12 protein-coding genes and 1 pseudogene are annotated in these 14,053 nt (G+C 63.5%); 6 read left to right on the plus strand and 7 right to left on the minus strand.

Features of this window, described 5'->3' with window-relative positions; translation table 11 throughout:
* Positions 1–2 precede the first annotated feature (2 nt).
* Entirely contained in the window at positions 3–749 is a 747-nt protein-coding gene (locus DLM46_RS25890) for an amino acid ABC transporter permease (RefSeq protein ID WP_115105286.1), read from the plus strand.
* A gap of 2 nt (positions 750–751) precedes the next feature.
* Positions 752–1,408, plus strand: coding sequence for an amino acid ABC transporter permease (locus DLM46_RS25895; protein WP_115105287.1), 657 nt, complete (start codon positions 752–754; stop codon positions 1,406–1,408).
* 73 nt (positions 1,409–1,481) lie between these two features.
* On the opposite strand, the gene DLM46_RS25900 is transcribed toward DLM46_RS25895, so the two are convergent.
* The 3 genes from DLM46_RS25900 to DLM46_RS25910 form a co-directional block, all read right to left on the minus strand.
* The gene (locus DLM46_RS25900) at positions 1,482–2,762 is read right to left on the minus strand and encodes a c-type cytochrome (protein WP_115105288.1); all 1,281 of its coding nucleotides are present in this window, start codon (positions 2,760–2,762) and stop codon (positions 1,482–1,484) included.
* Positions 2,763–2,893: 131 nt separating this feature from the next.
* The gene (locus DLM46_RS25905; RefSeq protein ID WP_115105289.1) at positions 2,894–5,140 is read right to left on the minus strand and encodes a xanthine dehydrogenase family protein molybdopterin-binding subunit; all 2,247 of its coding nucleotides are present in this window, start codon (positions 5,138–5,140) and stop codon (positions 2,894–2,896) included.
* A gap of 1 nt (position 5,141) precedes the next feature.
* Positions 5,142–5,597: a (2Fe-2S)-binding protein gene (locus tag DLM46_RS25910; protein ID WP_115105290.1), complete on the minus strand. Its 456-nt coding sequence runs from the start codon at positions 5,595–5,597 to the stop codon at positions 5,142–5,144.
* Between the two features lie 442 nt (positions 5,598–6,039).
* Here DLM46_RS25910 and DLM46_RS25915 point away from each other — a divergent pair, with 442 nt between their 5' ends.
* Both DLM46_RS25915 and DLM46_RS25920 read left to right on the plus strand, forming a co-directional pair.
* Positions 6,040–6,438, plus strand: coding sequence for a hypothetical protein (locus tag DLM46_RS25915; RefSeq protein WP_115105291.1), 399 nt, complete (start codon positions 6,040–6,042; stop codon positions 6,436–6,438).
* Positions 6,439–6,838: 400 nt separating this feature from the next.
* Complete coding sequence (locus DLM46_RS25920; protein WP_115105292.1) at positions 6,839–7,657, plus strand: alpha/beta fold hydrolase; 819 nt, start codon at positions 6,839–6,841, stop codon at positions 7,655–7,657.
* Positions 7,658–7,708: 51 nt separating this feature from the next.
* Here the strand turns inward: DLM46_RS25920 and DLM46_RS25925 are convergent, their stop codons facing one another.
* From DLM46_RS25925 to DLM46_RS25935, 3 genes are all read right to left on the minus strand, one after another.
* On the minus strand, positions 7,709–8,704 hold the full coding sequence (locus tag DLM46_RS25925) for a peptidoglycan DD-metalloendopeptidase family protein (RefSeq protein WP_115105293.1): 996 nt from the start codon (positions 8,702–8,704) through the stop codon (positions 7,709–7,711).
* Positions 8,705–9,222: 518 nt separating this feature from the next.
* Positions 9,223–9,639: a hypothetical protein gene (locus tag DLM46_RS25930; RefSeq protein ID WP_115105294.1), complete on the minus strand. Its 417-nt coding sequence runs from the start codon at positions 9,637–9,639 to the stop codon at positions 9,223–9,225.
* A gap of 180 nt (positions 9,640–9,819) precedes the next feature.
* Entirely contained in the window at positions 9,820–10,980 is a 1,161-nt protein-coding gene (locus DLM46_RS25935) for a porin (protein ID WP_115105295.1), read from the minus strand.
* Between the two features lie 545 nt (positions 10,981–11,525).
* Here DLM46_RS25935 and DLM46_RS25940 point away from each other — a divergent pair.
* Together DLM46_RS25940 and DLM46_RS25945 are read left to right on the plus strand one after the other, a co-directional pair.
* A complete protein-coding gene (locus DLM46_RS25940; protein WP_115105371.1) occupies positions 11,526–12,647 on the plus strand; it encodes an OpgC domain-containing protein in 1,122 nt (373 codons plus the stop codon).
* Between the two features lie 5 nt (positions 12,648–12,652).
* Positions 12,653–12,867: pseudogene (locus DLM46_RS25945) on the plus strand (esterase family protein); the annotation flags it as partial.
* Between the two features lie 38 nt (positions 12,868–12,905).
* On the opposite strand, the gene DLM46_RS25950 reads toward DLM46_RS25945, so the two are convergent.
* Positions 12,906–13,985 carry an AI-2E family transporter gene (locus DLM46_RS25950; RefSeq protein WP_115105296.1) on the minus strand — a complete coding sequence of 360 codons (1,080 nt, stop codon included), beginning with the start codon at positions 13,983–13,985 and terminating at the stop codon, positions 12,906–12,908.
* Positions 13,986–14,053: the final 68 nt, after the last annotated feature.

Raw genomic sequence — 14,053 nt, forward strand, 5'->3', positions numbered from 1 at the left:
CCATGACCTATGCGTTCGATTTCAGCGGCTTCGGCCTCTATGCGGGGATGCTCGCGCGCGGCGTCGCCGTGACCTTGGGGCTCACAGCCGTGTCCACCCTGCTCGGCGGGCTGGTCGGCATTGCCGGCGCGAGCGTCGCGGTGGCCGGGCCGAAGTGGGCGCGCTGGCTGGTCGCGAGCTATGTCGAGCTGATCCGCAACACACCTTTCATCGTGCAGCTGTTCTTTGTCTTCTTCGGTCTGCCGAGCCTGGGCATTCACATCGACGAAATCCAGGCCGCGATTCTGGCGATGACCGTCAATCTCGGCGCCTACGCGATCGAGATCGTGCGCGCCGGCATCGATTCGATTTCGCGCGGCCAGGTGCAGGCGGCGCAGGCGCTTGGCCTGCATGGCCGCCAGGTGTTTCGCTATGTCGTGCTGCCGCAGGCGCTCGCCAATGTGTTTCCGGCGCTGCTGAGCCAGGTGCTGATCGTGATGCTCGGCTCGGCTGTCGTGTCGCAGATCTCGGTGCCCGATCTGACCTACGCGGCCAACTTCATCCAGTCGCGCAACTTCCGCTCGTTCGAGAGCTACGTCATCATCACCGCCACTTACCTGCTGCTGTCGATCCTGCTGCGGCGATTATTGAACCGATTTGGACGCGGACTGTTCGCCGGCCGCGCAGCGCGGGGCGCCGACAGCGCGCCGCGCAACTGGCGCACGCGCCTGGCGTGGCGCGGCGCACGCACTCTGCCGACGGAGCGTTGATCATGGTCGAATTCACGCTGTGGGACATCGCCCGCAATCTGCTGCTTGCCGCCCGCTGGACGGTGTTGCTGTCGCTGATCGCGTTTGTCGGCGGCGGCATCGTCGGGCTGCTGCTGTTGGCGATGCGCGTTTCGCCGTTGCCCTGGCTGCGCCGCATCGTCGTGGTGTACGTCGAAGTGTTTCAGGGCACGCCGCTCCTGATGCAGCTGTTTCTCGCATTCTTCGGGCTGCCGCTGCTCGGTGTCGACGTGTCGCCCTGGGTCGCGGCAACCGTCACGCTGACGCTTTATACGAGCGCGTATCTGGTCGATATCTGGCGCGGCTGTGTCGAAGCGGTGCCGCGCGGCCAGTGGGCCGCCGGCGCCAGTCTCGGCATGACGTTCGGTCAGCAACTGCGCTATATCGTGTGGCCGCAGGCGCTGAAAATCGCGGTTGCGCCGACAGTCGGCTTTCTCGTGCAAGTGGTGAAAAGCACCGCGCTCGCGTCGATCATCGGCTTCACCGAGCTGACCAAGACCGGCACGATGATCACCAACGCCGCGTTCCGGCCGTTCCCGATCTACGGCATGGTCGCGATGATTTACTTCGCGATGTGCTTCCCGTTGACATGGTATGCGCGAGTGCTGGAGAAGCGGCAGAAGGTCGGGCAGCACCGGTGATTGATTTGCGGCCATGAAAAAAAGCGGCAACCGTTCTACACGGTTGCCGCTTTTTTTTGCCTATCCGGCGTGATTAGCGCGCTGCTTGCGTCGATTTCCGCAGCTTCGCCACGTCTTCCGCGCTCACCGCCGGCGCACCGTTGCTCCACCCGGCGCGCACGAACGTCAACACGTCGGCGATCTGCCGATCGTTGAGCACCGGTGCGTATTGCGGCATCGGGTACGGCGCGGGAACACCGCCGATCACCAGATCGCCCGTGCCGTTCAGCGTCACGTTGACCAGCGACGACGGGTCCTTCTCCAGCACGTTCGGATTGCCGGCCAAAGGCGCCAGCATCGGCGCGAAGCCTCGTCCATCGACGCCGTGACAATGCATGCAATACGCCGTATAGACGCGCGCGCCGGCATCGTTCGCGGGGCGGTTCAACGACACCTTCGTGGCCTGCGGATCGTAGGTGTAAGGCGCCGCGCCCGTGCCGCCCGCCGGCGGCAACGACTTCAGATACGTCGTCATCGCGGCTATGTCGGCGTCTTTCATGGCCTGCGTGCTGTTGTTGATCACGCTGGTCATCGAGCCGAACGCCGACGCATGGCGATTCGCGCCGGTCTTCAGGAACGCCGTCAGATCCTGCTCGTTCCAGCGGCCGAGACCGACGTTGTGCTCGCCGCTCAGATTCGCCGCGAACCAGCCGTCGAGCGGACCGCCGGTCAGGAAGGCGCTGCCGGATTCATCCAGCGCCTTCTCTTGGAACGCGATGCCGCGCGGCGTGTGACACGAGCCGCAGTGCCCCAGCCCCTGAATCAGATACGCGCCGCGATTCCACGCGACATCCTTGCCGGGCTTGTCCTGATAGACGCCTTTCTCCAGAAACACCATGTTCCATATCTTCAACGGCCAGCGCATGTTCAACGGCCATTTGATGTCCGGCTCGCGGTTCGCCTGCTGCACGGGCGCGACGCCGTTCATGAAGAACGCGTAGAGCGCCTTCATGTCGTCGTCGTTGACCTTGGCGTAGGACGGATACGGCATCGCCGGATACAGGTTGTGGCCGTCTTTCGCGACGCCTTCGCGCATCGCCCTCGCGAAGTCCTCCTCGGTGTAACTGCCGATGCCGGTGGCCGGATCGGGCGTGATGTTGGTCGTGTAGATCTGGCCCATCGGCGTGGCCATCGGCAGGCCGCCCGCGAACGGCTTGCCCTTCGGCGCCGAGTGACAGGCCACGCAATCGCCGACTTTCGCGAGATACGCGCCGCGTTGCACCAGCGCCTGATCGGCGGCGCGCGCCGGGGTTTGGGTCAGGAACGGCAGTGCCACGCACAGTGCCGCACCGAAACTCTTGAGTGTGTTTTTCATGTCGGGCTCCTGTCGATCGGAGTTAGCGCTTTAGCTGTCGACCGGAGTTCACGCTTTAGCGTGTTACTCCGGTCCCATGCAAAGCACTTACTCCGATCCCATGCTATGCACTCCGATCCCATGCAAAGCTGTTAGGCGGATTGCAACTGGCTGCCGACCGGCAATTGCCGCAGCCGCTTGCCGGTGGCCGCATAGATCGCGTTCGCGAGTGCGGGCGCGAGCGCCGCCGTGCCCGGTTCGCCGATGCCGCCGGGCGCTTCGCTGCTCTTCACGATATGCACCTCGATGGCCGGCGTCTGATCGATGCGCAACATCCGGTAGTCGGTGAAATTGCTCTGCTCGACGCGGCCGTCCTTGATCGTGATCTCGCTATAAAGCGCCGCCGTGATGCCGAAGATGATGCCGCCCTGCACCTGCGCTTCGACCGTGTTCGGATTGACCACCATGCCGCAATCGACCGCGCACACCACGCGGTTCACCGTCACCTCGCCCTTGTCGACTGTGACATCGGCGACTATCGAGAAGAAGCTGCCGAACGCGTGCATCACCGAGACGCCACGCCCCTGCCCCTTCGGCATCGCGTTGCCCCAGTTCGCGGCCCGCGACGCGGTATTGAGCACGTTGAGCGCGCGCGGCGTCTTGCCGAGCAGGTCCTGACGATATTTGACCGGATCGATCTTCGCCTGCGCCGCCAGTTCATCGATAAAACTCTCGACCACGAACGCGCTGCGCGTCGGGCCCACGCCGCGCCAGAAGGCAGTCGGTACCGCATGCGGCTCCTGACGCACGTAGTCGACCAGCTGATTCGGCAAGTCGTACGGCAAGTCCGCCGCGACTTCGACGGCATCCGGATCGAGTCCGTTTGTGAACGCGGGCGGCGCGAAGCGCGCCAGAATCGACGAGCCCACGATCCGGTGCTGCCATGCGATCGGCTTGCCGTTCGCGTCGAGCCCGGCGGAAATCCTGTCGTAGTAGTACGGCCGGTACATGTCGTGCTGGATGTCCTCTTCGCGCGTCCAGACGACCTTCACCGGCGTCGACACCTGTTTGGCGACCTTCACTGCCTGCGTCACCATATCGAACTCGAGCCGCCGGCCGAAGCCGCCGCCGATCAGATGGTTGTGCACGACGATCTTCCCGGCGGGCAAACCGGTCACGGCGACGGCGGCATCCACCACACGCGTCGGCACTTGCGAGCCGAGCCAGATATCGCAGCCGTCCGGCCGCACGTGGACCGTGCAATTGATCGGCTCCATCGTGGCGTGAGCAAGGAATGGCTGCTGATAGACCGCATCGACGCGTGTCTTCGCGTTCGAAAACGCGTTGCCGACGTTGCCCTCCTTACGCGCCACCGCGCCGTTGCGCTGCGACGCATTGGCGAGATCGTCGACGATCTGCTTCATCGAGATATTCGCGCCCGCGCCTTCGTTCCACTTGATATCGAGCGCTTGCACGCCGCGTTTGGCCGCCCAGGTGTGGTCGCCGATCACGGCCACGGCATTGTCGATCCTGACGACCTGGCGCACGCCGGGAATCTTCTTCGCGTTGGTATCGTCGACGCTCGCGAGCGTCCCGCCGAGCACCGGGCAGTTCGCGATCGCCGCGTAGACCATGTCCGGCACGCGTACGTCGAGGCCGAACAGGGCGGTGCCGTCGACCTTCTCCGGCGAGTCGAGGCGCTTGACCGGCGTGCCGATCAGCTTGAAATCCTGCGGGTCCTTGAGCTTGACGTTCTGCGGCGCAGGCAGTTTCGCGGCGGCCCCGGCCAATTGCCCGTAGTCGATGCTGCGATTGCTGGCCGCGTGAATCACCTGGCCTGCCTGCGCATGGCAGCTGGCCGGGTCCACCTGCCACTGCTGCGCAGCCGCGCTGATCAATACGGTGCGTGCGGCCGCGCCGGCGCGGCGCATCGGCTCCCACGCATAACGGATCGACGTCGAGCCGCCGGTGAGCTGGCCGCCGAGCAGCGGGTCCATGAAGAGCTTTTCGTTCGGCGGCGCGTGGTCGAGCGTAACCGAGTCGAGCGGCACTTCGAGTTCTTCGGCGATCAGCATCGGGATCGACGTATAGACGCCCTGGCCCATCTCGACCTTCGGCATCACCAGCGTGACCTTGCCTGCCGTGTCGATCTGGATGAACGCGTTCGGCTCGAACACGCCGTTTTGCGGCGCTTCAATGCCGTCACCGCCGATCACCGATTTGCCGGCTTTCTGGTCCTGGCTGACGGCCGGCATGCTGAAGCCGAGCAGCAGGCCGCCGCCCGTCGCCGCGCCCACCGTCACGCCGAACTTCAGGAACGTGCGGCGCGTGATGCCGCCACGCTTGCCACCCGTCGACGGCTGCGCGCCGTTTTGTGCATCGAGCAATCCCCGGGACATGTCAGGCCCCCTTCGCGGCTTGCTTGATCGCCGCGCGGATGCGGTTGTACGTCCCACAGCGGCAGATGTTGCCGGCCATGGCGGCGTCGATGTCCGCGTCGGAGGGATTCGGGTTGCTTGCCAACAGCGAAGCCGCCGACATCACCTGCCCCGACTGGCAGTATCCGCATTGCACGACATCCAGTTGACGCCATGCCTGCTGGACCTTCTGCCCGGCCGGCGTGTTGCCCACTGCTTCGATAGTGGTGATCTTCCTGTCGCCGACCGCGGACGCCGGCAGCACGCACGAGCGTACCGCGACGCCGTCGAGATGCACGGTGCACGCGCCGCATTGGGCGATGCCGCAACCGAACTTGGTGCCGGTCAAGCCGACGATGTCGCGCAAGACCCACAGCAAGGGCATGTCGGGCGGTGCATCGACGGTATGGGTCTGGCCGTTGATGTTAAGCGTTGTCATGGGCGGCTCCGATTGGCGTTTATTGTTTATCAGTCTGTTTAGACGGGGACGTTGAACCAAAACGCAAAGGCGTGCCGCGTTTATTCGACAAGCCGTACTAATACGCGATGAGGCTGGTGTGCGATTGAAGCGGAAGATCGGTGCAGCGCGAGAGCGCCATAAGGGACGGGGAAATTGTAGCCGCCGCGAAAAAAATTCGCCGCGACGCTGCACGTGTTCGTGCGCGGACAAGCGCCCGGCCCGATTGCGAGGAGAAGCTGAAACGGGATTCAAATCAATGCGTTACCGTCGGCTCGACGATTCGCGCTAACGCAGCGCAGGCGATTGCCGAGTTGTTCCTGATTCATTGCCGAGCGATTTTGTTAGCATGGGTATGGCTTGACCCAATCAGCCGGCTTGATCCGGCCTGACTGTCTGACAGAAGCGCGAAAGGAGCAGCACGATGAACGACCAGCAAAACATTCAATTCCTCTCGGAGATTCGCCGACCGCTATTGACGCTGCATAAGGCGATTCTCGATCACGAACGCGCCTCGTATGAAAAGGAATTTGGTCCGGTAACGCCCGCGGCATTCCTGCAAGTGCTCATCAACGGTTCGGCGTTTCGCTGGCTGACGCCGCTCTCCACCGTCATCGCCAACGTCGACGAGATTCTCGACGATAAAGAGGCCGACTCGGCCGACCGGCTCGCCGCAGTCGAAGCGGTCACGGGGCTCTTCTCTCCCAATCAGCCCGACAATGCCTTTCTGCCGCGTTATCTGCCGCTGTTGCAGGCCGATCCGGCGATCCTGCATCACCACGGCGAGGTCTCGCAACTGCTGCGGGGCACTCAAACGAAGTAGCCGGCTGCGCTACTCATCCACTTCGTCGACATGGGCCGAAGACGTCTTCGGCTCCCGAATTCCCTCACCATTGCAGAACGCGCGTTCTGGCCGATAAGGCGTCGTCCGCTGCAACTCGGAATCGGCCTGCCCAGCGTGATTACCGAGCTTCCCGGCACCGGCCGACACAACAACACCTTCTTTCAAGGCAATTCGTGCTCGATTCGTAATAGTTCGCCGTACCGGCGCTGCCCGCAAGTCGATCGGCCAGTGCGATGCATGACAATCCCTGGCTTTGCTGAATAAATCAAAGGTGAGGTTTTGCGGGAGACATACAGCGAATGCGCGACGACGCAAGCCGATCGACACTCTTTATATGAGCCTGTTAAGGTAAGCGGACTTTCTCACGATGCTCCCCGCTATGAAAAACTGGCCGCTCACCGAAAGCTATGCATTCCGTGCTCAAACCGTGCGCTTTCACGTAACCGGCAACGGTCCGCCGTTGGTGCTGATTCATGGCACACCGTTTTCTTCGTATGTGTGGCATCGCATCGCCCCGTACCTCGCGCAGATTCGCACTGTCTATTACTACGACCTGCTCGGCTATGGCCAATCGCAGCAGTGCGACGGTCAGGACGTGTCGCTCGGCGTGCAGAATGTTCTGCTGGCGGAATTGCTCGCGCATTGGCAACTGAAGAGTCCAGACGTCATAGCACATGACTTCGGCGGTGCGACTTCGTTGCGTGCGCATCTGATCGACGGTTGCGACTATCGCAGCCTTACGCTGATCGATCCGGTCGCCGTCGCGCCGTGGGGTTCGCCGTTCGTGCGGCACGTGCGCGAGCACGGCGACGCGTTCGCCGGACTGCCGCCTTATATCCACGAAGCGGTGGTGAAAGCGTATGTGCGTGGCGCCGTCGCACGCGATATTCCAGAACAGGAACTCGCGCCTTACGTGACACCGTGGCTCGGCGAAACCGGACAAGCCGCGTTCTACCGGCAGATCGCGCAAATGGACCAGCGCTACACCGACCAGGTCGAAGCGCGCTATCCGCAGGTGCGGTGTCCGACGCAAATCCTGTGGGGCGAAGACGACCAATGGATTCCGCTGGAGCGCGGCCGTCAACTAGCCGGCGCGATACCGGGGGCGCGTTTTCAGGCGGTGCCGAAGGCAGGTCATCTGATGCAGGAAGATGCACCCGAAGCGATTGTCGCGGCGGCGCTGCGCTGGTTGGATTAAATACGCTCGGCCGATCCTCGAGTTCGTTCGGTATCTGATCCGGATGCTCCCTCAACCGCGCCCTTGAGGCAAATAGGGCATCGGATCGATCGGCTTGCCGTCGCGGCGCAACTCGAAACCCACGGAAACGCGCGAGTTCTTTTCGTCGCCCATCTCGGCGATCTGCTGCCCCTGCACCACGATTTCGCCGGTCTTGACCAGCAGCTTGCGGTTATGCGAGTAGGCGGTCAGAAAGTCCTTGTTGTGCTGGACGATGATCAGACTGCCGTAGCCGTTCAGGCCCGTGCCGGCATACATCACCTTGCCGTCGGCCGCAGCCCGCACCGGATCGCCCGCCTTGCCGCCGATTTCAATGCCACGCGTTTCGCCAGGCTGGAAGCTCTCGAGGACCTTGCCGCCCGCCGGCCACGCCAGCGAGACGCCTTTCGCGTGCCGCCGGGTCTGCTGCGCGACTTCGCGCGCGTCGGCCGCGCTGGGCGCGGCTGGCTGAGCGGCTGCCGCCGAGGCCGTGGGCGATGCCGACTGAGCCGCAAGCTGAGCGGCTGCCGCCGAGGCCGTGGGCGATGCCGACTGAGCCGCAAGCGGCGCAGCCGACGCGGACGCCGCCGCAGCCTTGGCAGCGGCCGCCGCCGCGTTGGCCGCCCGCACGGTTTCCGGCGATGCGACGTGCAGCACCTGCCCCCTCTTCAGCCGCGAGGACGGCTTCAGGCCGTTCCATGCCTGCAACTGTCCGACACTGCAATTGTTGCGCTGCGCGATGCGCGCCAACGTATCGCCGCGCTTGACGCGATACACCAGCTGCGACGCCTTCTTGAGCGCCGCGTCGTAATTGGCCTTTGCCTGCGCCGCAGCACCCGCATCGGGCGCCGGCGTCGCCGAAGCAACGGGTGCATCCGAAGCTGCCGCGCCGGACGCAGCCGCTGCACTGGATGCCGCTTCCGTCTGCGCGCCCTGCTGCCCCACATTCGCACAACCGCTGACCGCCAGCGCAACCCATACGCCGGCCAAACCGGCCATCATTGTTCTGTCGAAACGCTTTCCCAACATGTTCGACTCCTGCCTTATTCATTGGCGGGCCGGGGTGCCGGCGTGCCGCAAGCGATGCGCGCGTTCGTACGACGCGCTGCGATCCCCGCGGCACGGCGAGGCCGCCTCGTGCGGCGCCCACCCAGGCCCTACCGTTTATTCAAATCCTGCTACCCCTGCGGGGTGCCCTAAAACCGGCGATCTTCAGCGAAAAGGGCCAGATTGCCGATTAAAATCTAAGCGGAATTGTAAAATGCATTTTGCAAAAACGCGCCGAGCGGAACACTCTGATACAAATATTTCGGACGGTATTGCAGCGGGCCGCTGCTTGCGGTGTGGCACGCGGCGCGGCTGGGCGCCGTCGAAATAGCCGGCAACGGCTCCGCCTCGACGACCGGCCGATAACGTTTTCTTTAACGGCAAAGCGCCGCTAAAACTTGAATCGCCGGCCGCAGGCGAAGGCACGAGCGGACGAAGAGAGCGAGGACGGCGGCGTGCGCCGAATGAGCGGAATTCAGCCAGCGGGGCTAGCGGCGAGGCTAGCTAGAGTATTGCCCCTGATAAAGCACATAGCCGACCGGATGATGCGTGAAGTGCAGCACCGGCAGCACGGGATTCTCGTTGTCGGCGGTCGGATAGGCGCTGGCGTCCGGAATGTATTCGCCTTGCGCCTCGATAGGCTGCCCGGCCTGCAAGCCCGGAATCTCCTGTGCCAGCCCCTCGTTGTCGCCGAAACGCACGGCGACGAATACTTCCGTGCCCACCAGATTCTGCGTACCGCCTTCGAACTTCACGACCTTGTCGATCTTGATGACGAAGTGCTGGTGATTCGCGCCGTGGTGATTGTCCGGACTGGCGAACACCTTCGTGATCGTGCCTTGCACGCAAGCCAGCGGCGCGCCCAGCGAATGGGCGTAACGATGATGAGGAAGGATCTGCGTCGCGCGATTGCTCATGAAGTCTCCGGGAAGGGAATCGGGTTTTCCGCGGCGAAACGTGGCACGCCGCTGGACAAGCCGTTCGACATCCTGCCCGGCGTGGAATTCAAGTCCAACCTGAACGTCCGCGCCCGGCACCGCGCGTGTGAATTTTCGTCGAGTGGGTCGCGGAGCTCGTCAGCGACTGTGTGCCCGCCGCTAGAACTTATGCCGTATCGCCGCCCGCACCACGACCTGCCTCGACGTCGATGAAGGCCCCTGGGTGCCGGGCGTAAAGGCTTCGTCGAGTATCGAATACGTCAGGTCGCCGGTCACCTGCTGATACTCGCCCTGAATGTACAGGTCGGTGCGCTTGGACAAGTTGTAATCCGCCATCAGGCCGAACGAATGGATTCTCGGCTTCACGCCGCCGCTCGAGGCGTCGTAGGTTTCCATCGTGTACACATACTGGGCGCCGACGAACAGCATCGGCGAGATCTGATACTTGCCGTTCAACTCGAAGTTCTGGTATTTGAGCGAGTTCAGCAACACGCCGGGCGGCACCAGCGGGGTCACGCCGAGGTAGCCGTTGCCGGTGGGATCCAGGTAGTGCGAGTTGCTGTACGAGAAGCCCGCAGTGGCCGGGCCGAAGGTGTAGGTGATGCCGCCGCCGAATACACGCATGCGGGCGGCGATAAAGCTGGCGTCGTTCGCGGTGATCGCACCGTTCGCGCCGTTGCCGGGGTTGTTGGCATGCAGATACGCGGCGGCCACCAGCAGGCCGCCATAGGCGTACTGGCCGCCGAAGCTGTACGCGCGATTGTTCGCGAAGTTCGTATCGTTGCTGAAGCTGTAAGTGCCGCCGAACTGGAAGCCGGAAATCTGCGGACTGGTGTACTTGACCGTGTTGTCGAGGCGAAACGTATTGTCGGTGTTGTCGTTATCGTAGGGGTGCGAGAACAGCGAGCCGGCCCAGCTGCCATTGGCCGTGGTCTGCGCCAGATAGTCGACCACCGAGTCGTACTGCCGGCCGAACGTCAATCCGCCGTACTGCTGGGCGCTCAGGCCGACAAAGGCTTGGCGGCCGAACATCCGGCCGCCTTGGCCGAGCCTGCCGGAATTGACGTCGAAACCGTTTTCCAGCTGGAAGATTGCTTTCAGGCCGCCGCCCAACTCCTCCGAGCCTTTGAGGCCCCAGCGGCTGCCTTGCGCATAGCCGCTCGCCAGTTCGTAGACATGGCCCCGGCCGACATTGTTGGTGTAGTTGATGCCTTCATCGAGGACGCCGTACAAGGTCACGCTGGTCTGCGCGAACCCGGACACGGCAAATAGGGCGGACACAGCGGCAGAGACAGCCAGCGCGAACACTTGCTTGTTCATGAAGATCTCCCTGCACTCGAGCAACGGGACTCGACCCGACCGCTTTCTTATGACGCTCTGATTACGCCTTGATCAACCCCGACCTACTTTCAGGAAATCCTCACACGCCGTTAGCTCGCCGTCCATCGGGTGTCGCTGCCTTATCTCAAAACGTTGCGAAATCTCCACGAGCGCGCAGGGACGGCTGTTACAGCGACACATATTCAGGTAGACGGCAGCGCGCCGACCGGAGTTAAACCCGCCCTCCGACGCGGGACATGGGCCGGCGCCGCACAGCTGCAAGCGGCCTTGTCACACGACGAAATACAATTGAAAGTTTTTTGCGGCGCTGCAGCGGAACTCCCCGCATTCAAACGAGTCATTTTTACTGTCCCTGCAGCCGCGCCACGTGTGCCGGCCTGAAAGCGGCGACACGGATCGCGTATCCGCGGGGCGGCCATCCGCCGTAGCACCCAATCCAATTCAAAAGCCTTGTGAGACGCCCGCCGCGCTGTACTAGCGCGCCGTCGCATGGGGCTGCCTGTTGCATGACCTGGCGCCATACAATGCAAAAGTCGCAATCCCGTCTCATCGAGCTCGATTTTTTTCGCGGGCTGGTTCTACTGATCATCGTCGTCGACCACATCGGCGGCAGCATTCTGTCGCGTGTCACGTTGCATGCGTACGCGCTATGCGATGCCGCCGAGGTGTTCGTGTTCCTCGGCGGCTTCGCTACCGCGACCGCCTATGCCGCACTGGCTGAACGGCGTACCGAGGCGATCGCGCGCAGCCGCTTCCTGCGGCGCTCGCTGGAGATCTATCGCGCGTTCCTTGTCACGGCCGGCTTGATGCTGCTGGTCAGCGCGGTGCTCACCGCGTTCAGCATCGACGGCCCCAATCTCGCCACCACCGATCTCGACGATCTGATCGACTCGCCCGTGGACGCCTTGCGCGACATCCTGCTGTTTCGCCGTCAGCCGTATCTCGCTTCGGTGCTGCCGATGTACGCGTTCTTCGCCCTGCTGGTGCCGATGATTCTGCCGCTCGCGCGCAGCAAGCCATGGCTATTGCTGGCGGGCAGCGTCGCGCTGTGGGCCGGCGCCCCGGCAATCGACGCCTATTTGCCGGCCGCGCCGGACATGCATTGGGACTTCAATCCGTTCGCCTGGCAGGTCCTGTTCGTGCTCGGCGTACTGGCGCGTTGCCAGCCGGTCTATCAGCGGATCAGCGCGCACCGTTTGGGCTGGCTCGTCTGCCTGCTGGCGCTCGCGGTGGTGGCCGCCGCGGCTTACTACAAGCTCTTCATTGAAAGCGAACCGCTCGACGCCAGCCTCAAGCAAAACCTCTCCTATCTGCGCGCGGTGAATTTCCTCGCGATTGCGTGGCTGGTCGCGAACCTGATCGAGCTTGGCTGGGCGAAGAAGCTCGCTCAATGGTTGCCGTGGGTCGGCATGATCGGCCGCAAGGGGTTGCTATGTTTTATCGCCGGCGCCGTGATTTCGCTGGTCGTCGATTCGGTGCTGTATGCCGCCACCGACGGCTATCTGGATTATCCGTTCGGCCTCGTCGCCGACGCGTTCGCGGTCGGCGCGTTATTCGCTGTCGCAAAAGCGTCCGAGCCGCTCACGCGCTTCTGCACCCGGCTTTTAAACCGGCTCGCCGCCCTGCGCCTCGGCACCTCGCCCTGAAGACTGCGCCGCTCGCGCCCGTGATGCCGCAAGGCGCCACGGATTGGTACGTCGATCACAAGGAGAAGATGGAGATGGCTTTCTTCGACGATCTGCTGCCCGAGATCGAAGCTCGTTATGCAGCCGCAGCGCAGCGCGGCGGACGGATGATCGGCGGGGCGTCCCCCTCGGGGCACTGCGCTATGCGATGACGCAACCCGAGCGCTTTTGCGGCGGAGTCAGGCCTCCGGGCTGAATGCAAGCACAGCTCGCGTGCAACTATTGCACGAGATCGGTCCACAGCACCATCAGCACGGTCATGAGCGCGGGCCCGATGAACAGACCCAGCAGCCCGAACGTCTCCGCGCCGCCGAGAATGCCGAACAACACCAGTAGGAACGGCAAACGCGTCGAGTTGCCGATCAGCACCGGCCGCACGAAATGCTCGGCGATGAACACGACGACAGAACCGAACACAGCAAGCCCGATGGCCGCGGCAACCGAGCCTTGCGCGAACAGCCACAAGGCCGCGAGGCCAAACGTGATCGGCGCGCAGAATGGCAGCATCGCGGCGATCGCCGTGACGAGTCCGAGCAACGCGGCATGCGGCAAGCCCGTGACGAAATAAGCGATGCCGAGCAACGCACCCTCGCCGATTCCAACCACGACCAGCCCTGACACCGTGCCGCGCACTGCCGCCGCCATGTGCTCGACGAGGCGTGCGCCGTCGTCGCCGAAGCCACGCCGCACACCTTTGAGAATCGAGCCGGACAGACGCGGCCCCGCCTGAAAAATCACGAACAGTGCGACCAGCATGAACGCGAACACCATCACGCTGTGCGCCACGCGCTCGCCGACATGCCGGCCGAGCGTCATCACCGTCGTGCTGTGCAGGCCTTTCATCGCCGGCGATTCGCGTAATGGCGCAGCGAGATTGGTCTGCCACCAGGTTGAAATCTGTTGCGCGCCGAATGGCAACCGCTCAATCAAGCCCGGCATCGCAATGCCGTTGTCCTGCGCGGTTCTGAACCAGTCCGACAGGTCGCGGGCCTCGCGTAACGCTTGCGCGATGCCGACGCCGACCGGCAGCACCACCAGCAAGGCAATCGCCAGCGTCAATAGCGCGGCGATCAGCGTGGTGCGGCCGGAGAACCAGCGGCTTCCCTCCACCCGGCGCAACAACGGCCACAGAGCGATCGCGATGACGCCCGCCCAGGCCACGACCGCAATGAAATCCCGCACGACCCACAATGCCAGCAGCACCAGTGCCACGTACAACACGAGCGAAGCCGCTTTCTGCTTTTTCAGGCAACCGGGTGTCGGCGATTCGGACGAAGCAGCCGGGGGGCGTGAAATCATGTGACCTCTTGTCGATATGTGCGCGAGCCGACCGGAAACATGCAAACCCGCTACACTTGCATCGCACG

It is taken from the genome of Paraburkholderia lacunae (genome assembly GCF_003353175.1).
GTDB lineage: Bacteria > Pseudomonadota > Gammaproteobacteria > Burkholderiales > Burkholderiaceae > Paraburkholderia > Paraburkholderia lacunae.

Bases quoted from the DNA above. Each gene is read 5' to 3' on its own strand.
- DLM46_RS25890 (WP_115105286.1), top strand. From the start codon at position 3: ATGACCTATGCGTTCGATTTCAGCGGCTTCGGCCTCTATGCGGGGATG.
- DLM46_RS25895 (WP_115105287.1), top strand. From the start codon at position 752: ATGGTCGAATTCACGCTGTGGGACATCGCCCGCAATCTGCTGCTTGCC.
- DLM46_RS25900 (WP_115105288.1), bottom strand. From the start codon at position 2,762: ATGAAAAACACACTCAAGAGTTTCGGTGCGGCACTGTGCGTGGCACTG.
- DLM46_RS25905 (WP_115105289.1), bottom strand. From the start codon at position 5,140: ATGTCCCGGGGATTGCTCGATGCACAAAACGGCGCGCAGCCGTCGACG.
- DLM46_RS25910 (WP_115105290.1), bottom strand. From the start codon at position 5,597: ATGACAACGCTTAACATCAACGGCCAGACCCATACCGTCGATGCACCG.
- DLM46_RS25915 (WP_115105291.1), top strand. From the start codon at position 6,040: ATGAACGACCAGCAAAACATTCAATTCCTCTCGGAGATTCGCCGACCG.
- DLM46_RS25920 (WP_115105292.1), top strand. From the start codon at position 6,839: ATGAAAAACTGGCCGCTCACCGAAAGCTATGCATTCCGTGCTCAAACC.
- DLM46_RS25925 (WP_115105293.1), bottom strand. From the start codon at position 8,704: ATGTTGGGAAAGCGTTTCGACAGAACAATGATGGCCGGTTTGGCCGGC.
- DLM46_RS25930 (WP_115105294.1), bottom strand. From the start codon at position 9,639: ATGAGCAATCGCGCGACGCAGATCCTTCCTCATCATCGTTACGCCCAT.
- DLM46_RS25935 (WP_115105295.1), bottom strand. From the start codon at position 10,980: ATGAACAAGCAAGTGTTCGCGCTGGCTGTCTCTGCCGCTGTGTCCGCC.
- DLM46_RS25940 (WP_115105371.1), top strand. From the start codon at position 11,526: ATGCAAAAGTCGCAATCCCGTCTCATCGAGCTCGATTTTTTTCGCGGG.
- DLM46_RS25950 (WP_115105296.1), bottom strand. From the start codon at position 13,985: ATGATTTCACGCCCCCCGGCTGCTTCGTCCGAATCGCCGACACCCGGT.